This is a genomic window from Burkholderia sp. HI4860 (genome assembly GCF_002223045.2).
Taxonomy (GTDB): Bacteria; Pseudomonadota; Gammaproteobacteria; order Burkholderiales; family Burkholderiaceae; genus Burkholderia.
In genome coordinates, this window is record NZ_NKFO02000003.1 from 341,616 (window position 1) to 359,480 (window position 17,865).

Consider the following 17,865-nt stretch of genomic DNA (forward strand, 5'->3'; position numbering starts at 1 on the left):
GTCGTGCCTGCCCGCGCTGCCGGCAGCCCGACGCCCACGGACACCGGGCTCAAGTGCCCGAGAAGCCGCCCGCGAGCCGTTCGCGCAGGTGCCGCACGAGTGCGCGCACCGCGCTCGGCACGACCGGGCTGTACGGACGGATCGCGAAGATGTGGTCGCCGAACGCGCCCGACGGCCGCCAGCCATCGAGCAGCGCGACCAGCCGGCCGGCGTCGAGATCGCGCTGCGCGCTGAAATCCGGCAGCAGCGCGATGCCGAGCCCGCCGAGCGCCGCCTCGCGCATCGCCTCGCTATTGTTCGCCGCGAAGCTGCCGCGCACCGGCACGCTCACGCGCTCGCGCCGCCGGCCGTGCGGCTCGAAGCTCCAGGCGGCCGGCTCGTTGTCGCGCAGGTAGCACAGGCAGCTGTGCTCGACGAGCTCGCTCGGGTGCCGCGGCGCGCCGCGCGCGTCGAGATAGTCGCGGCTCGCGACGAGCAGCGAGCGCGTGTCGCACAGTTTCCACGCAACGTGGGTCTGCGGCGCGGTGGTCGTATGGCGGATCGCGAGATCGAAGCCCTCCTGCGTCAGCGAATGCAGCCGGTCCGACAGGTCGAGCTCGATCTGCACGCCCGGATGCTGCCGCAGGAAATCGGGCAGGTGCGGCACGACCTGCTGGCGGCCGAGCGCGACCGGCACCGTCAGGCGCAGCAGGCCGCGCGGTTCCCCGGCCAGATCCTTCACGCGCGCGAAGTGCTGCCCGATCGACTCGAACGCGTCGCGCGTGCTGTCGACGAGCGTCTGGCCGGCGTCGGTGAGCCGCACGCTGCGCGTCGTGCGACGCACGAGCGGCACGCCGGCCGCCTTTTCGAGATCGGCGATGCGCTGGCTCATCGCGGCCTTGCTGATGCCGAGCCGCTGCGCGGCGGCCGTGAAACTGCCGGCCGCGGCCAGCACCGTCAGCGAATGGATATGCGGCCAGAGCGCCTGGACATTTTGCTGATTCATCCGGTGATTATTCAGAATTCTGAACAGTGAATCAAGCTGCGCGGCCTTCTCCCGCCCTGCGCGTTTGCCTAGACTGGGCGCTGTCCACCCTCACCCGAGATCCCCCCCCAGGAGACACGATGAATCCGGTTCCCGCGTACACCTCCGACGCCGACGTCGGCCACTATGTCGACGGCGCGCCCGTCGCCGGCCGCAGCGGCCGTTTCCAGGACGTCCTCAACCCGGCGCTCGGCCGCGCGGTGCGCCGCGTGGCGCTCGCCGACGACAGCGAAGTGCAGCAGGCCGTCGCGTCGGCCCACGCCGCGTTCCCGGCCTGGGCCGCGACGCCGCCGATCCGCCGCGCGCGCGTGCTGCACCACTTCCTGCAGCTGATGAACGAGCACCGCGACGCCCTCGCGGCGATCATCACGGCCGAGCACGGCAAGGTGTTCTCCGATGCGCAAGGCGAAGTCGCGCGCGGCATCGACATCATCGAATTCGCGTGTGGCGTGCCGCAGCTCCTGAAGGGCGACTTCACCGACGAGGTCAGCACCGGCATCGACAACTGGACGATGCGCCAGCCGCTCGGCGTCGTCGCGGGCATCACGCCGTTCAACTTTCCGTGCATGGTGCCGTGCTGGATGTTCCCGGTCGCGATCGCGACGGGCAACACGTTCGTGCTGAAGCCGAGCGAGCGCGACCCGTCGGCGGCCCTGTTCATCGCCGACCTGCTCACGCAGGCAGGTCTCCCGGCCGGCGTGTTCAACGTCGTGCAGGGCGACAAGGGCGCGGTCGACGCGCTGCTCGACCACCCCGACGTGCAGGCCGTCAGCTTCGTCGGCTCGACGCCGATCGCGGCCTACGTGCAGCAGCGTGCCGTGCAATCCGGCAAGCGCGTGCAGGCACTCGGCGGCGCGAAGAACCACCTCGTCGTGATGCCCGACGCGAACCTCGAGCAGGCCGTCGATGCGCTCATCGGCGCCGCGTACGGCTCGGCCGGCGAACGCTGCATGGCGATCAGCGTCGCGGTGCTGGTGGGCGACATCGCGGACCAGATCGTGCCGCTGGTGGCCGAGCGCGCGCGCAAGCTGGTGATCGGCGACGGCATGTCGCCGGAAGTCGAGATGGGCCCGATCGTCACCGGCGACGCGCTGAAGCGCATCGAAGGCTATATCGAGCAAGGCGTGAACGAAGGCGCGCAACTGGTGGTCGACGGCCGCGGGCTGCGGGTGCCGGGCCGCGAGGCCGGCTTCTTCACCGGCGGCACGCTGTTCGATCACGTGACGCCCGACATGCGCATCTACAAGGAAGAAATCTTCGGGCCCGTGCTCGGCTGCGTGCGCGTGAAGGACTTCGGCGAAGCGGTCGACCTGATCAACGCGCATGAATTCGGCAACGGCGTGTCGTGCTTCACGAGCGACGGCGGCATCGCGCGCGAGTTCGCGCGGCGCATCCAGGTCGGCATGGTCGGCATCAACGTGCCGATTCCGGTGCCGATGGCGTGGCACGGCTTCGGCGGCTGGAAGAAGAGCCTGTTCGGCGACATGCATGCATACGGCGAGGAAGGCGTGCGCTTCTATACGCGCCAGAAGTCGGTGATGCAGCGCTGGTCGTCGAGCATCGGCAAGGGCGCCGAATTCGCGATGCCGACCGCGAAGTAACCGTCTGACGGCACGCCGCCCGCTGCGCCGTCGCGCGGGCGGTGCGCCGGCAGCACCGGCAGGACGCGTCAGCCGGCCTGCGTGCCGTGCGCGCCGTCGGCGGTCGGCAGGTACGACAGTTCGAGCCGGTACGCGAGCGCGACGAACAGGCTCTGCGCAAGGCCCATCGTGGCCGTCAACGCGCGGAAGCCGAACGTCGCGCTGTCCTGCACCATCAGCGTCACCTCGGCCTCCCGCGCCAGCGGGCTCATCCGGCTGTCGGTGATCGCGATCAGCCGCGCGCCTCGCTGCACGGCCTGCTGCGCGACCTGCACGGTTTCCTCCGCATACGGCATGAACGAGATGACGATCATCACGTCGCCCTCGCGCACCGAACGGATCTGCCCGAGATGCATGCTGCCGAGCGCGCTGAACAGCCCGATGCGCTTGTCGGTGTGCTGCAGCGCGTAGTCGAGATAGACCGCAATCGGAAACGCGCGCCGCGAGCCCGCGATCCAGATCGCCTGCGTCTCGGCGAGCAGGTCGACGGCCTGCGCGAGCGCCTGCGAATCGAGCGTCTGCCGCAGCTGCTGCATCCCGGCAATGCTGCCCTTGATGAATTCGTCGGCGATCTGCTCGGGCTGCAGGCTCGACGAGCCCGATTCGATCACGTCGCGCAGCCGCAGGTTGTACGCGCGCCCCGGCGCGATCTGCTGCGCGAGCCCCTCGCGGAACAGCTTCTGCATCTCGGAGAAGCCGGAAAAGCCGAAATGCTTCGCGAAGCGCACGACGGCCGACGGCTGGACGCCGCACGCTTCCGCGAGCGACTGGATACCCTCCAGGCCAAGCTGGTCCCGATGCGTTTCCACGTGGCGCGCAATCACCTTCAGGCGATTGCTGAGGCCGTCGTATTCCTGCGTCAGGTGCTGCAGGAACTGCTCGACGGTGGCGGGAGGTTTCTCGGATGAACTCATCGGATAGCGCGAAGTTGACGGCCCCGATGTGCGCGCGATGTTGACGAACGCGGGCCGGGGCTCACCTGGATACATGCATGAAGGGCGAATTTAATCACGTTTGCGACGCAGCCCGCGCCGCGTGCTCGCTCCCACGCGCTCGATCATCACTTGCCTACGCTCCACGGCAACACTGGAAGCGATTGTCCAACGCGCTCGCGGCGGCGTAAAGATTAGGGCGTCTACCAAGACCGGCCGTCGGTGCAAAGCCTTGCGCGACGGGCGCGCGGCGCACCGCCGGCCCGTCGCGCGCGGTTCGACCGGTTCAACGATAGTCGACCCACACGCCGCCCGCGTCGGCGGAGCGCACGCAGTTCTCGACCCAGCGCACGCCTTCCACGCCCGCATGGACGTCCGGATAACGGATGTTCTTCAAGGCCGCAACGTCGCCGCGGTCGGCCGCATCCATCGCGAGCGCGAAGCGCGCATACAGGTTCGACCAGGCCTCGAACAGCCCTTCAGGATGCCCGGCGCCGACGCGATCCTCGCGCAATGCATGCGGATGCAGATAACCCATCCCGCGATCGAGCACCTGCGCGGGCTGCCCCTGCACTTCGTAGCGCAGCTGGTTCGGATGCTCGTCCCACCACTCGACGCTCGCCTTCGAGCCGATCACGCGCACCTTCTGGCCGTGCATCGAGCCCGCGTTCACCGCGCTCGACCACACGTAGCCGACCGCCCCCGTGTCGTATTCCATGATCGTGAACGCGTTGTCTTCCAGCGGCGCGCGGCTCTTCACGAAGCTCTGGCGCGAACACATCAGGCGCCGGATCTTCAGTTCGGGCGCCATCACCTCGGAGATGTACAGTGGATGCGTGCCGATGTCGCCGAGCACGTAGCTCGGGCCCGCGAACTTCGGGTCGACGCGCCAGCGCGCGGCCGCGCTCGCGGCCTCGACACCGTCGCTGTGGAAGCCGTGCGCGAACTGCATCTGCACGATGCGGATCTCGCCGAGATCGCCGCGGGCGATCATCTCGCGCGCCTGCTCGATCATCTGGTGTCCGGAATAACCGTAAGCGACGCCGACGATCCGGTTCTTCTCGACCGACAGCCGCTCCAGCGCCTCGGCCTCCTCGGTCGTGAAGCACAGCGGCTTCTCGCAGACCACGTGCAGGCCCGCGTTCAGCGCCGCGCGGCAGATCTCGAAGTGCGTGTTGTTCGGCGTCGCGATCGACACCGCGCGGATGCCGTCCGGGCGGCGCGCCTCGGCGTCGAACATCGTCGCATAGTCGGGATAGCAGCGTTCGGCCGCGACGCCGAGCTTCACGCCGAACTGGCGGCCGCGTTCGGGATCGATGTCGAACGCGCCGGCGACCAGCTGGAAGCTGCCGTCGCGCAGCGCGGCCGACCGGTGGCTGTAGCCGATCTGGCTGCCGAGCCCGCCGCCGACCATGCCCCAGCGAATCGAATGTCCAAGCAGAATCTGTCCGTCAATCATGATGGTGGTGGTCCTGGTGCGTGTTCAGTTCAGGGTGGGCGTGATGCGGTGGATCACGCGAAGCCGGCCGATGCGAGAAACGCGCGGCTCGCCGCGACGTCGCGCAGGCTCGTGCCGGCATGGCGCGGGTCGCGCTCCTGCTCGATCGTGATATAGCCCGCATAGCCGATGTCGATGAGCGCACGGCGGATCGCTGGGTAGTCGAGCACGCCGGTGCCGATCGGGCACATCACGCCGCGCGCGCACGCGGCGAAGAACGCGATGCGCTCGCCCATCACCGCGTCGTACACGGCCGCGTCGATGTCCTTGAAATGCACGTAGTCGAGGCGCGCCGCGTGGCGGCGCAGCCACGCCTGCGGGTCCATGCCCGAGTAGTACAGGTGGCCCGTGTCGAGACAAAGCCCGGCCGTGTCGGCCGGAATGTCGGCGACGATCCGGTCGATCTCGTCCGCGAACTCGATGTAGCCGCCCGCATGCGGATGGATCACCGTGCGCACGCCGAATCCGTCGCGTGCAATCGTCGCGATCTGCCGGATGTGCCCGACCATCGCCGCCCAGCTTTCGTCCGACAGCCGCGGCGCGCGATCGCCGTGGCCCGCCGCGTAGTCGCGCTCCTCGTGGCCCCAGTCCATCACGACCAGGTACGGCGCCGCGTAGCGCTGGCCGTCCTGCGTCGGCAGCTTCGGCAGCCGCGTGATCAGCGCGCAGATCTCACGCGTCTGGCGCACCAGGTTCGGCAGGTTCTCCGGCGACACCAGATCGTCGAAGATCGTGCCCGCGGTGATGCTCAGGCGCTGCCGCTCGAGCTCGGCGCTCACCACGTCGAGTTCGAGCGGGATGTAGCCGTACGGCCCCAGCTCGATGCCCGAGTAGCCGGCCTTGGCGGCTTCGGCAAGCACCTGCCGCCACGGCGGCAGGTGCGGGTTCTTCACGTCGTCGACACCCCAGCAGCACGGTGCGCAACCCATCTTCATCGTCATGTCGGTCAGTCCGGCAAGTTGCGGCTGCGGGTCAGCCGCGATAGAACGCGGGGCGTTCGGCCATCGCGATCGGCTCGACCGCCCCGCTCTTTTGCGCACGCACGCAGGCGTCGGCCGCGACCGCCGCCGCGTAGCCGTCCCAGGCCGACGGCCCGGTGAGCGCGTGCGCGCGCACGCCGTCGATGAACGCCTGCAGCTCGACGTCGTACGACGCGATGAAGCGCTCCTTCCAGTCGGTCATGATCTCGACCGACTGCCGCGCCGAATGCTTGAGCCCGACGGCCGGCGGATCGGGCAGCTTCGCGATGCCCTGCTCGCCGACCACCTCGCACTGGATGTCGTAGCCGTACTGGCAGTTCACGAAGATCTCGACGTCGATGCGCACGCCGCTCGCGGTTTCCAGCAGCACGATCTGCGGATCCGCGAGATGGGCCGACGCATGACGCGTCTTCCTCGGATAGACGACCTGCGTGCTCACGTAGTCCTCGCCGAGCAGCCAGCGCAGCACGTCGAGCTCGTGGATCAGCGTGTCGGTGATCGCCATGTCGGTCGTGTAGCGCTCGCCGACCGACTGGTTGCGGTGCGCGCAATGCAGCATCAGCGGCGCGCCGATCTCGCCGCTGTCGATCACGCGCTTCAGCGCGCGATAGCCTTCGTCGTACGGCCGCATGAAGCCGACCTGCACGAGCCGCTTGCCGTGCGCGACTTCCGCTTCGACGATCCGCATGCAGCCTTCGGCCGTCACGGCGAGCGGCTTCTCGCAGAACACCGGCTTGCCGTGCGCGATCGCGTCGAGCACGAACGCTTCGTGCGTCGGCCCCCACGACGTGACAAGCACGGCCTGCACGTCGGCGGCCGCGACCACCTCGTGGCCGTCGCCGTAGATCTCCGCGTCGAGCCCGTACTTCGTCACCGCGTCGCGCGCCTGCTGCGGATCGATGTCGTTGACGGCCACGACGCGCGCGCCGGACAGCGTGCGGGTCAGTCTGCGAATATGGTCCTGGCCGATCGCTCCGCAGCCGATCACGCCGATTTGCAAGGTCATCTAACAGTCTCCAGTCGTTCATTGGCGGTGCGGCACGCGCCGCACCGGTCAGTCATCCGTCAGCGCGCGGTACGATCGAAATGACGATCGACGTAGCGCTGGATCGTGTCGCGCATGTAGCGCGACGATGCTTCCGCGCGGTCCTCCCACGCGAACACGCACGACGACATCACGCCGTCGAAGCCTGCCGCGCCGAGCGCGCGAAAGAACACGTCCCAGTCGATCTCGCCCTGCCCGATGTCGAGATGCTGGTGCACGCGGATCTGGTTCGAACCCGGCGGGTTCACGATGTAGCGCAGCTGGCTGCTCTTGCGATGGTCGAAGGTGTCGGCCACGCGCACGTGCGCGAGGATCGGCGCGGCCTGCGCGATCATCGCGGCCATGTCGTCGCCGTAGTAGAACGTGTGCGGCGCGATGTACGACAGCTTCAGCGACGGCGAGCCGAGGTTCGTGACGATGTCGATCGCCGGCTGCAGCTGCTCGATCCAGTCCTCCGGATGCGGCTCGACCGACAGCACGATGCGTTCGCGCTCGAGGATCGGCAGCAACTCGTCCATCGACCGGAACCACGCGGCTTCGCACAACTCCTTGGGGTTCGCCCCCGGCCGTTCGCCGACCGAGCGCTCGGGCGACGCGCCGCGCCCGAACTCCGACACCATCAGCGCACACTCCATCTCGACCGCCACCTCGATCGCCTTCTTCCAGCAGCGCACCGCCCATTGCCGCTCGTCCTCGAACGGGCTCGCCCAGCGGTACATCGGCTGCAACGACGCGAGGCCGACGCCGCTCGCGCGCATCGCCTGCCGGAACGCGGCCATCCGCTCGCGCGTGGCGCGGGGCATTACCCACCAGTCGAGAAAGTCGCTGCGCGGCGACAGCTCGATCTGGTCGTAGCCGAGCTCGGCCACCGCGTGCGGCAGGCGGTCGAGCGGCAGGTGGCGAATCATGTAGGGGTCCAGCGCGATCTTCATCGAATATCCTCGACGATGGCGGGTAGCGGGGTGCCGGACGCAGGCGGCGGCACGTGCCGCCCTCGCCCGGCGATGCACGAAGGGTCAGCGGCGCTTCTTCTTGTTGCGGTACTGGTCGGCGATCACGGCCGCGACGATGATCGCGCCCTTGACCATCTCCTGGTAATACGCGTCGATGCGGATGAACGTGAAGCCCGACGTCATCACGCCGAGGATCAGCACGCCGATCACGGTGCCCGTCACGCGGCCGAGGCCACCCGACAGCGACGTGCCGCCGATCACGACCGCCGCGATCGCATCGAGCTCGTACATCACGCCCATGCCCGACTGGCCGGAGATCGCGCGCGCGGCCGTCACGGTGCCGGCGATCCCGCTCAGCAGGCCCGCGATCGCATAGACGAAGATCAGGTGGCGCGTGACGTTGATGCCCGACACGACGGCCGCATGACGGTTCGCGCCGATCGCATACGTGTACTTGCCGAAGCGCGTGTAGCGCAGCACGACGTGGAAGATCGCGGCGATCACGAGAAAGATGATCACCGGGTTGGCGCCCGCGCCGATGGCTGCGAACTGGTCGGTCAGCATCGACACCGGCATCCCGTTGGTGAACCACTTCGCGAAGCCGCGCGCGGCGACCATCGTGCCGAGCGTCGCGATGAACGGCGGGATGCCCGTCATCGCGATCAGCGAGCCGTTCAGCAGGCCGACCAGCAACCCGACGCACACGCCGGCGAGCACGGGCCAGATGATCGGCAGGTCGGTCAGGTGCGGAAACACCGCGCGCGGGAAGTCGGACACCTGCGCGAGACTGGCCGAGACGACCGCCGCGGCGGCCACGACCGAGCCCGACGACAGGTCGATCCCGCTGGTGATGATCACGAGGTTCACGCCGACCGCGATGATGCCGATCACGGCCATCTGCAGCACGATGATCTCGAGCCGCTCGGTGTTGAACAGGAAGCTCTGGCCGACGACGATCCAGCCGACGATCTCGAAGAACAGGCTGATGCCGACGAGCACGAGGAAGATGCTCAGCTCGGGCGGCCACTTCGTGTGCCGCGTCTTGAGGGTCATGGTCTGCGCATCCGCGACCGGGTTCAGGTTGCCCATTGCTTTGTCTCCAATCTTGGTTCGGCTCAGCGCGACGCGAGATCCATGATGCGGACCTGGTCGGCGTCCTTGCGATCGACGATGCCGGTCATGCGCCCTTCGTGCATCACCATCACGCGATCGCTCATTCCCAGCACTTCCGGCATCTCCGACGAGATCATCAGCACCGCGACGCCCTTGCCCGCGAGCGCGCTGACGAGCCGGTGGATCTCGGCCTTCGCGCCGACGTCGATGCCGCGCGTCGGTTCGTCGAGGATCAGGATGCGCGGCTGCGTGAGCAGCCACCGGCCGATCAGCACCTTCTGCTGGTTGCCGCCCGACAGGTTCTGGATTTCCTCGTGCAGCCCGGGCGACTTCACGCGCAGCATCCGGCTCATTGCCTCGCAGTCGCGCTTGAGCTGCGCCTGCCGCACGAAGTTGAACTTCACGTAGCGGTTGCTGAGCACCGCGGCTTCCATGTTCGCGAGCAGGTCGAGATTCAGGAAGCAGCCGGTGTCCTTGCGGTCTTCGGTGAGGAAGGCCATCCCGTGCTTCATCGCCTGCGCGGGCGTCGTGATGCGCACCGGCTTGCCGTCGATGCGGATCTCGCCCGACGTGGCCGGCACGACGCCGAACAGCGCCTCCGCGACGTTCGAGCGCCCCGAGCCGACGAGGCCCGCCACGCCGAGGATCTCGCCCGCGCGCAGCTCGAAGCTCACGTCGCGGAACACGCCGTCGACGCCGAGGTTCTTCACCGACAGCACGACCTCGCCGATCGGCACTTCCTCCTTCGGGAACATCTGCGTGATCTCGCGCCCGACCATCATGCGGATGATGTCGTCGCGCGTGACGTCGCTCGATGCATGCGTGCCGATGTACTTGCCGTCGCGGAACACCGAGAACTCGTCGGCGATCTCGAACAGCTCGTTCATCTTGTGCGTGATGTAGACGATGCCCTTGCCCTGCTCGCGCAGCTGGCGAATGATCCGGAACAGGTGCGTGACTTCCTTGTCGGTCAGCGCGGAAGTCGGCTCGTCCATGATCAGCACGTCGGAGTCGAACGACACGGCCTTCGCGATCTCGACCATCTGGCGGCTCGCGACCGTCAGCGTGCGCACGTCGGTTTCCGGGTCGATGTCGATCGACAGCCGCTCGAACAGCGCGGCCGTCTGGCGGCGCAGCGCGGCGTGATCGATCAGGCCGAAACGGTTCTTCGGTTCGCGGCGGATCCAGATGTTCTCCGCGACCGTCATGTACGGCATCAGGTTGAGTTCCTGGTGGATCATCGCGATGCCGCGGTCGAGCGCATCGAGCGGGCCGTTGAGCACGACCGGCTCGCCGTTGATCAGGATCTCGCCCTGGTCGGGCGTGTAGACGCCCGCGATGATCTTCATCAGCGTCGACTTGCCCGCGCCGTTCTCGCCCATCAGCGCATGGACGGTGCCGCGCCGCACGCGGAACTGCACGCCGTCGAGCGCGACGACGCCCGGAAAGGACTTGCCGACGCCGCGCACCTCGAGCACGCAGTCGGCCGCGGAAGAAGCCGGCGGGGCCGACGCGCCGGTCGAGCCGGACGAAGCGGCCCGCGCATCGTCGCCGGCCATCGGGCGCGCGACTCTGGCTGTAAACATGGACGTTCCTCGACAAGTCGTGCGCGAACCCGGTCGTGCCGGGCCCGCGCCATTCAACGGATCACCGGTCAGTGCTTCGCGTACTGGTTCATGTTCTCGGGCGTCACGAGCTCGAACGGCACGTTCACGTAGCGGTCGACGGGCTGCTTCTTCGCGAGCTTGAGCGCGGCCGCGACGGCCTGCTGCCCCTGCCCGGATGCGTTCTGGTACACCGACACCTTCAGCTCGCCGCTCTTCATCGATGCGAGGCCATCCGGCGTCGCGTCGATGCCGGCGACGATCGTCTTCGGCGTCCACTTGCGCGCGGCCTTCAGCGCGTTGATCGCGCCGATCGCCATCTCGTCGTTGTTCGAGATGATCGCGTCGTACTTCGTGCCGGAGCTCAGCCAGTTCATCGTGATGTCCTGGCCCTGCGTGCGGCTCCACTTGCCCTCGCGCTTGTCGACGATCTTCATGCCCGAGCAATCCTTGGTCGCGATCACGTCCTCGATGTCCTTGGTGCGGGCGCGCGCCGACTCGTTGGACAGCTCGCCCATCAGCACGAGGAGGTCGCCCTTGCCGCCGAGCAGCTTGCACACCTGACGCGCCTGCAGCGTGCCCGACTGCTTCTCGTCGGACGCGACGACCGCGACGCCCGTCGGCAGCTTGTCGAAATCGACCGGCTTGCGGTTCACGTACACGAGCGGAATCTTCGCCGCCGTCACCATCTTGGTGATCTTCGGCGTCGCGTCGGTATCGACCGCGTTCACGATGATCGCGTCGACCTTCTGCGCGATCATGTTCTGGACCTGGCTCAACTGCTTGCCGACGTCGTTGCCGCCGTCCTCGATCTGCACCGTCGCGCCGTCCTTCTTCGCTGCGTCGGAAATGCTGTTGCGCAGGATGGTCAGGAACGTGTCGTCGAACGACGCCATCGTCACGCCGATCTTCTCGGCATGCGCGAGCGGCGCTGCCAGGATCGCGGCGGCCGCGACGGCCATCAGCTTGGTCTTCATGATCAATCTGTCTCCTCATCTCCGGGGGGCGGAAGACGGCGCGTTGCGCGCCGCCGGGCCGAGTCCGATCGAATCCGATACGGACTGAAGCATCCGGATGAAACTGTAGATCACTTCCTCGAAAATTTGGAAATTTATTTCTACGTGATTTCACCTAGGGAACTGGATTTCCAAAAAGTCTAGACTCCGTTCCGTAGCCCGATTCCTTGCGGCAGGCAGTCCCGCGTCGTGCCCCACACGATGCGGATCGCCGCCGCCGGTTCGGTCCCCTAATCCGCCGGCATCGCCGAACGCCGGCCGCGAGCGTGACACGTGATATGAGCCTGCTGACCTTTCCGAGTGACCGCCCCATCGATCTCGCCTGCCTCGGCCGCGTGGCCGTGGATCTCTATGCGCAGCAGTACGGCAGCCGCCTGGAAGATGCGCGCAGTTTCCAGATGTATCTCGGCGGCTCGTCCGGCAACGTCGCGTTCGGCGTGGCCCGGCTCGGGCTGAAGACCGCGATGATCTCGCGCGTCGGCGACGAGCAGATGGGCCGCTTCCTGCGCGAGACGCTCGAGCGCGAAGGCTGCGACACGAGCCAACTTCAGACCGACCGCGAGCGGCTGACCGCGCTGGTGCTGCTCGGGCTGAAGGACCGCGACACGTTCCCGCTGCTGTTCGTGCGCGAGAACTGCGCGGACATGGCCGTGCGCGCCGACGAGATCAGCGAGGACTTCATCGCCGGCTGCCGCGCACTCGCGATCACCGGCACGCACCTGTCGACGCCGGGCACGCGCGAGGCATCGCTGACCGCGCTCGGCTATGCGCGCCGCCATGGCGTCGTGCGGATACTCGACATCGACTACCGGCCGGTGCTGTGGGGGCTGACCGCGCGCGGCGCGGGCGAAAACCGCTACGTGCCGGACGCGCAGGTGACGCGGCAATTGCAGCAGGTACTCGGCGAATTCGACCTGCTGGTCGGCACCGAAGAGGAATTCCTGATCGCCGGCGGCGTGCCGCACGACGTGATCGGCTCGTTGCAGGCGGTGCGCAAGATCACGAACGCGACGCTGGTCGTCAAGCGCGGCGCGCTCGGCTGCTGCGTGATCGAAGGCGACATTCCCGAGCGCATCGACGATGCGCCGACCTATCTCGGCGAACGTGTCGAGGTGCTCAACGTGCTCGGCGCGGGTGATGCGTTCCTGTCGGGCCTGCTGTCGGGGCTGCTGCGCGGGCGCGACTGGGCCGAGTCGACACGCATCGCGAACGCGTGCGGCGCGATCGTCGTGTCGCGCCACGCGTGCTCCGCCGCGATGCCGACGCCGGCCGAGCTGGCGCACTGGTTCGACGGCAGCCGCAATCCGGTGGTCGACGCCGACCACACGCTCGCGCACCTGCATCGCGTGACGGTGCCGCGCCGCGAATGGGACGACCTGTGCGTGATGGCGTTCGACCATCGCAGTCAGTTCTACGAACTCGCGGTGCAGGCCGGCGCGGACGAAGCGCGGATCAAGACCTTGAAGCGCCTGCTCGTGCGCGCGGTCGAACAGGTCGAGCGCGATCGCCAGATCGAAGGCCACGTGGGCGTGCTGATCGACGGCGGCGGCTACGGCAGCGACGCGCTGGCGTCGGCGACCGGACGCGGCTGGTGGGTCGGCCGCCCGGTCGAGCTGCCCGGCTCGCGGCCGCTGCGCTTCGACGAAACGCGCTCGGTCGGCTCGTCGCTCACGCACTGGCCGACCGAACAGGTCGTGAAGTGCCTCGTGCACTATCACCCGGACGACCCGGTCGACCTGCGCGTCGAACAGGAGCAGCGCGTGCTGGAGCTGTGGGAAGCCACGCGCGCCAGCGGCAACGAGCTGCTGCTGGAAATGATTCCGCCGCGCGCGGTCACGCCGGCCGGCACCGAGGACGACGCGGTGCTGCGCACGATCGCGCGCTTCTACAACCTCGGCGTGAAGCCCGAATGGTGGAAGCTCACGCCGCTCACCGCCGACGGCTGGACGCGGCTCGCCGCGTTGATCGCCGAGCGCGACCCGTATTGCCGGGGCGCGGTGATCCTCGGGCTGAACCAGCCGCTGCAATACCTCGTCGACAGCTTCCGCTCGGCGACCAACCCGATCGTCAAGGGCTTCATGGTCGGGCGCACGCTGTGGGCCGACGCATCGCTGAACTGGTTCGCCGGCCGGATCGACGACCAGGCGCTGATCGACGAAGTCGCCGGCAACTTCGCGCAACTGGTCGATGCGTGGCTCGGCCGCCGTGCCGCGGCCGCCCGCGCCGCCGCGGCCTGACGCGACGCCCGCCATGGCCCTTTCCTCTTCACCGACCGACATGACCTCTACCGTGAGACTGACCGTCAGCCAGGCGCTCGTGCGCTACCTGGCCGCCCTGCGCGCCGAAGTCGTCCAGCCCGACGGCCGCACCGAGATCCTGCCGTACTGCGGCGGCGTGTTCGCGATCTTCGGCCACGGCAACGTGGCCGGGCTCGGCGAGGCGCTGCACGCGGAAAAAGACCGCCTGCCGACCTTCCGCGCGCACAACGAGCAAGGGATGGCCAATGCGGCCATCGCGTTCGCGAAAGCGAACTTCCGCCAGCGGATGATGGCCGCGACGTCGAGCATCGGCCCTGGCGCGACCAACATGCTGACCTCGGCCGCGCTCGCGCACGTCGGCCGGCTGCCGCTGTTGCTGCTGCCCGGCGACGTGTTCGTGTCGCGGCTGCCCGACCCCGTGCTGCAGCAGGTCGAGGATTTCGAACAGGGCGACGTCAGCGCGAACGATTGCTTCCGGCCGGTGACACGCTACTTCGACCGCATCACGTCGCCCGAGCAGTTGCTCGTCGCGCTGCCGCGCGCGATCCAGGTGATGACCGATCCCGCGCAGTGCGGCCCGGTGTGCCTCGCGTTGCCACAGGACGTACAGACCTTCGCATACGACTGGCCCGAGGACTTCTTCGCACCGCCGGTGATCCGGATGCGCCGGCCGCCGGCCGACGCGCTCGAACTCGCCGATGCGCTCGACGTGCTGAAGGCCGCCAAGAAGCCGCTGATCGTCGCGGGCGGCGGCGTGCTGTACAGCCAGGCGTGGGATGCGCTACGCGCGTTCGCCGATACGCATGGCGTACCGGTCGCCGAATCGCAGGCCGGCAAGGGCAGCCTCGCATGGGACCATCCGCTGAATCTCGGGTCGATCGGCGTGACGGGCTCGCCGGCCGCGAACCGTGCGGCCGCGCAGGCCGACGTGGTGTTCGCGGTCGGCACGCGGCTGCAGGACTTCACGACCGGCTCGCATGCGCTCTACGGCCATGCGACGCTCTTGAGCCTGAACGTGCAGCCGTTCGACGCAGGCAAGAAACGCGGCCGTCAACTGGTGGCCGATGCGCGCACGGGCCTCGGCCAGCTGTCGGCCGCGCTGGCCGGCTGGCAAGCCGATCCGGCGTGGACCGCCGGCAACCGCGACCAGGCCACCGCCTGGAACGCGCGCGTGACCGAGCTCACGACCCGCATTCCGAAGGACACGCTGCCGTACGACGCGGAAGTGATCGGTGCCGTGCGCGACTCCGCCGCCGACGCGGGCCGCGACAGCGCACGTGATGACCTCGTCGTGTGCGCGGCCGGCACGCTGCCGGCCGAGCTGCACAAGCTGTGGCGCAGCGGCGTGCCGGGCAACTACCACATGGACTACGCGTACTCGTGCATGGGCTACGAGGTCGCGGGCGGCCTCGGCGCGAAACTCGCGCGGCCCGAACGCGAAGTGATCGTGATCGTCGGCGACGGCTCGTACATGATGCTCAACGCGGAACTCGCGACGTCGGTGATGCTCGGCCGCAAGATCATCGTCGTGATCCTCGACAACCGCGGCTACGGCTGCATCGAGCGGCTGCAACTGAATTGCGGCGGCGCGAGCTTCAACAACATGCTCGACGACTGCGTGCCGGAGGGCGGCGAGCGCTCGACGATCGACTTCGCGATGCATGCGCGCGCGATGGGCGCCGACGCCGTGCACGTGCGCGACATCGGCGAGCTGCGCAGCGAGATGAAGCGCGCCCGCGCGGCGACGAAGAGCCAGGTGCTCGTGATCGACACCACGCACCGCCGCACGACCGACGACGGCGGCGCATGGTGGGAAGTCGCGGTGCCACAAGTATCCGAACGCGCCGGCGTCGATGCAGCGCACCGCGCGTATCTCGATGCGAAGACCCGGCAGCGGCGCTGATCCGCCCACCCTTTCCATCCGCCGCGCCGAAACAACAACATTCGAACCCAGGAAACACGTCATGAGCTGGAACGTCCGCATCGGTATCAATCCCCTGTCGTGGATGAACGACGACCTGCCGTCGCTCGGCGGCGAGACGCCGCTCGAAACGGCGCTGAAGGAAGGCGCCGAAATCGGCTACGCGGGCTTCGAGCTCGGCAACAAGTTTCCGAAGACGGGCCCCGAGCTGAAGGCGAAGCTCGCCGAGTTCGGCCTTGTGTGCGTGTCCGGCTGGTATTCGGGATTCCTTGCCGAGGTCGAGCCGGGCATGAGCGACGACGATGCGGTCGCCGCCGAGATCGAGCGCTGCCGCGCGCACATGACGAAGCTGCAGTACAACGACGTGAAGGTCGTTGTGTACGGCGAATGCGCGGGCACGATCCAGGGCAACATCGACACGCCGGTCGCGAAGCGGCCGCGCTTCGTCGACGACGCAGCCTGGCGGCGCTACGCGGCGCGCCTCGACGCGTTCGGCGCGCACCTGCTCGACACGTACGGCATCAAGCTTGCGTACCATCACCACATGGGCGCGTACGTCGAGTCGCCCGACGACGTCGACCGGCTGATGGCGCTGACCGACCCGTCGAAAGTGTTCCTGCTGTTCGACACCGGCCACGCGTATTTCGGCGGCGCGGCCGACCCGGTCACGCTGCTGAAGAAGCATGTGTCGCGCGTGGTTCACGTGCATTGCAAGGACGTGCGGCCGCAGGTCGTCACGCAGGCGCGCAACGACGGCTGGAGCTTCCTGAACGGCGTGATCAACGGCACCTTCACCGTGCCGGGCGACGGCGCGCTCGACTACGAGGCGACGCTCCGTACGCTGAAGGACGCCGGCTACGAAGGCTGGCTCGTCGTCGAGGCCGAGCAGGATCCGGCCGTCGCGCCGAGCTATGCGTATGCGAAGAAGGGTTACGAATCGCTGCGCGCGATCGTCGACCGGTTGAGCGCGTGAACACATGAACGCGTGAACGCATGAGCCCTACCCTGTTGCGGAGCCCTACCCCATGACGATTTCTCCCCTGCTGATCAAGGCCTCGGCCGACCGCGAGATCTGCAACGTCACGCCCGAGTCGGCCGGCTGGAAACACGTCGGCTTCCGTGCGCTGCGCCTGAAGGCCGGCGACACCGAGACGCTCGACACCGGCGCGCGCGAATTGTGCGTCGTCGTGCTCACCGGCACGGTGCGTGCGGATGTCGACGGTAAAACCTACGATGCGCTCGGCAAGCGCGACAGCGTGTTCGAGGACGTGTCGCCGGATGCGCTGTACGTGCCGGGCGGCAAGACGGTCACGCTGGTCGCGACGCGCGATGCGGAAGTCGCGCTGTGCACCGCGCCGTACGCGAGCGGCGACAAGCCCGTGCAACGCCTCGACGGCGAGCGGATGCGCCGCTCGGTACGCGGGCAAGGCACCAACACGCGGTACGTGTGCGACATCCTGATGGGCGACAACCCGGCGGCCGACCGGCTGCTCGTGGTCGAGGTCGTCACGCCGGCCAGCCATTCGAGCAGCTATCCGCCACACAAGCACGACCGCGACGCGGCGCCGGAAGAAACGTCGCTCGAGGAAACCTACTACCACCGGATCGATCCGCCGCAAGGCTTCGCGTTCCAGCGCGTGTACACGGACGACCGCAGCCTCGACGAAGCGTGCGCGGTCGAGGACCACGACGTCGTGATGGTGCCGCGCGGCTACCACCCGGTGGTCGCGCCGCACGGCTACAACCTGTACTACCTGAACGTGATGGCCGGGCCGAGCCGCGCGTGGGCGTTCAAGAACGATCCCGCGCACGAGTGGATGCTCGACGCCCCGAAGCGCTGATGGAAAGACGGGCCCGCGCGCGGCCCGTGACGATGCGACG

14 protein-coding genes are annotated in these 17,865 nt (G+C 68.2%); 5 read left to right on the forward strand and 9 right to left on the reverse strand.

The genetic code is table 11. The features are described from left to right. Positions 1 to 49: 49 nt before the first annotated feature. Entirely contained in the window at positions 50 to 985 is a 936-nt protein-coding gene (locus CFB34_RS16765; RefSeq protein WP_089439849.1) for a LysR family transcriptional regulator, read from the reverse strand. 119 nt (positions 986 to 1,104) lie between these two features. Between CFB34_RS16765 and CFB34_RS16770 the strand changes: the two genes are divergently transcribed. Beyond that, positions 1,105 to 2,625 carry a CoA-acylating methylmalonate-semialdehyde dehydrogenase gene (locus tag CFB34_RS16770; RefSeq protein ID WP_089439848.1) on the forward strand — a complete coding sequence of 507 codons (1,521 nt, stop codon included), beginning with the start codon at positions 1,105 to 1,107 and terminating at the stop codon, positions 2,623 to 2,625. A gap of 68 nt (positions 2,626 to 2,693) precedes the next feature. Here CFB34_RS16770 and CFB34_RS16775 read toward each other — a convergent pair whose 3' ends face one another. From CFB34_RS16775 to CFB34_RS16810, 8 genes are all read right to left on the reverse strand, one after another. Continuing rightward, positions 2,694 to 3,578, reverse strand: coding sequence for a MurR/RpiR family transcriptional regulator (locus CFB34_RS16775; protein WP_089439847.1), 885 nt, complete (start codon positions 3,576 to 3,578; stop codon positions 2,694 to 2,696). A gap of 304 nt (positions 3,579 to 3,882) precedes the next feature. Next, a complete protein-coding gene (locus CFB34_RS16780; RefSeq protein WP_089439846.1) occupies positions 3,883 to 5,055 on the reverse strand; it encodes a Gfo/Idh/MocA family oxidoreductase in 1,173 nt (390 codons plus the stop codon). A gap of 53 nt (positions 5,056 to 5,108) precedes the next feature. Further along, positions 5,109 to 6,035, reverse strand: a complete 927-nt coding sequence (locus CFB34_RS16785) for a TIM barrel protein (RefSeq protein WP_089439845.1) — start codon at positions 6,033 to 6,035, stop codon at positions 5,109 to 5,111. A 31-nt stretch (positions 6,036 to 6,066) separates the two neighbouring features. Beyond that, the gene (locus CFB34_RS16790; RefSeq protein WP_089430967.1) at positions 6,067 to 7,080 is read right to left on the reverse strand and encodes a Gfo/Idh/MocA family oxidoreductase; all 1,014 of its coding nucleotides are present in this window, start codon (positions 7,078 to 7,080) and stop codon (positions 6,067 to 6,069) included. Positions 7,081 to 7,139: 59 nt separating this feature from the next. Continuing rightward, on the reverse strand, positions 7,140 to 8,051 hold the full coding sequence (locus CFB34_RS16795; RefSeq protein ID WP_089439844.1) for a sugar phosphate isomerase/epimerase: 912 nt from the start codon (positions 8,049 to 8,051) through the stop codon (positions 7,140 to 7,142). A gap of 84 nt (positions 8,052 to 8,135) precedes the next feature. Further along, on the reverse strand, positions 8,136 to 9,161 hold the full coding sequence (locus tag CFB34_RS16800) for an ABC transporter permease (protein ID WP_089425167.1): 1,026 nt from the start codon (positions 9,159 to 9,161) through the stop codon (positions 8,136 to 8,138). Positions 9,162 to 9,187: 26 nt separating this feature from the next. Next, positions 9,188 to 10,771, reverse strand: coding sequence for a sugar ABC transporter ATP-binding protein (locus CFB34_RS16805; protein ID WP_089439843.1), 1,584 nt, complete (start codon positions 10,769 to 10,771; stop codon positions 9,188 to 9,190). 68 nt (positions 10,772 to 10,839) lie between these two features. After that, the gene (locus CFB34_RS16810) at positions 10,840 to 11,766 is read right to left on the reverse strand and encodes a sugar ABC transporter substrate-binding protein (RefSeq protein WP_089439842.1); all 927 of its coding nucleotides are present in this window, start codon (positions 11,764 to 11,766) and stop codon (positions 10,840 to 10,842) included. A 317-nt stretch (positions 11,767 to 12,083) separates the two neighbouring features. Here CFB34_RS16810 and iolC point away from each other — a divergent pair, with 317 nt between their 5' ends. The 4 genes from iolC to iolB all read left to right on the forward strand — a co-directional run bounded on the left by iolC (position 12,084) and on the right by iolB (position 17,825). After that, positions 12,084 to 14,042, forward strand: a complete 1,959-nt coding sequence (iolC, locus tag CFB34_RS16815; RefSeq protein ID WP_089439841.1) for a 5-dehydro-2-deoxygluconokinase — start codon at positions 12,084 to 12,086, stop codon at positions 14,040 to 14,042. Between the two features lie 40 nt (positions 14,043 to 14,082). Further along, a complete protein-coding gene (iolD, locus tag CFB34_RS16820; protein WP_089440388.1) occupies positions 14,083 to 15,966 on the forward strand; it encodes a 3D-(3,5/4)-trihydroxycyclohexane-1,2-dione acylhydrolase (decyclizing) in 1,884 nt (627 codons plus the stop codon). A 61-nt stretch (positions 15,967 to 16,027) separates the two neighbouring features. Further along, positions 16,028 to 16,957: a myo-inosose-2 dehydratase gene (gene iolE, locus CFB34_RS16825; RefSeq protein ID WP_089439840.1), complete on the forward strand. Its 930-nt coding sequence runs from the start codon at positions 16,028 to 16,030 to the stop codon at positions 16,955 to 16,957. A gap of 52 nt (positions 16,958 to 17,009) precedes the next feature. After that, positions 17,010 to 17,825, forward strand: coding sequence for a 5-deoxy-glucuronate isomerase (gene iolB, locus CFB34_RS16830; RefSeq protein WP_089439839.1), 816 nt, complete (start codon positions 17,010 to 17,012; stop codon positions 17,823 to 17,825). Positions 17,826 to 17,865: the final 40 nt, after the last annotated feature.

Bases quoted from the DNA above. Each gene is read 5' to 3' on its own strand.
- CFB34_RS16765 (WP_089439849.1), bottom strand. From the start codon at position 985: ATGAATCAGCAAAATGTCCAGGCGCTCTGGCCGCATATCCATTCGCTG.
- CFB34_RS16770 (WP_089439848.1), top strand. From the start codon at position 1,105: ATGAATCCGGTTCCCGCGTACACCTCCGACGCCGACGTCGGCCACTAT.
- CFB34_RS16775 (WP_089439847.1), bottom strand. From the start codon at position 3,578: ATGAGTTCATCCGAGAAACCTCCCGCCACCGTCGAGCAGTTCCTGCAG.
- CFB34_RS16780 (WP_089439846.1), bottom strand. From the start codon at position 5,055: ATGATTGACGGACAGATTCTGCTTGGACATTCGATTCGCTGGGGCATG.
- CFB34_RS16785 (WP_089439845.1), bottom strand. From the start codon at position 6,035: ATGACGATGAAGATGGGTTGCGCACCGTGCTGCTGGGGTGTCGACGAC.
- CFB34_RS16790 (WP_089430967.1), bottom strand. From the start codon at position 7,080: ATGACCTTGCAAATCGGCGTGATCGGCTGCGGAGCGATCGGCCAGGAC.
- CFB34_RS16795 (WP_089439844.1), bottom strand. From the start codon at position 8,051: ATGAAGATCGCGCTGGACCCCTACATGATTCGCCACCTGCCGCTCGAC.
- CFB34_RS16800 (WP_089425167.1), bottom strand. From the start codon at position 9,161: ATGGGCAACCTGAACCCGGTCGCGGATGCGCAGACCATGACCCTCAAG.
- CFB34_RS16805 (WP_089439843.1), bottom strand. From the start codon at position 10,771: ATGTTTACAGCCAGAGTCGCGCGCCCGATGGCCGGCGACGATGCGCGG.
- CFB34_RS16810 (WP_089439842.1), bottom strand. From the start codon at position 11,766: ATGAAGACCAAGCTGATGGCCGTCGCGGCCGCCGCGATCCTGGCAGCG.
- iolC (WP_089439841.1), top strand. From the start codon at position 12,084: ATGAGCCTGCTGACCTTTCCGAGTGACCGCCCCATCGATCTCGCCTGC.
- iolD (WP_089440388.1), top strand. From the start codon at position 14,083: ATGACCTCTACCGTGAGACTGACCGTCAGCCAGGCGCTCGTGCGCTAC.
- iolE (WP_089439840.1), top strand. From the start codon at position 16,028: ATGAGCTGGAACGTCCGCATCGGTATCAATCCCCTGTCGTGGATGAAC.
- iolB (WP_089439839.1), top strand. From the start codon at position 17,010: ATGACGATTTCTCCCCTGCTGATCAAGGCCTCGGCCGACCGCGAGATC.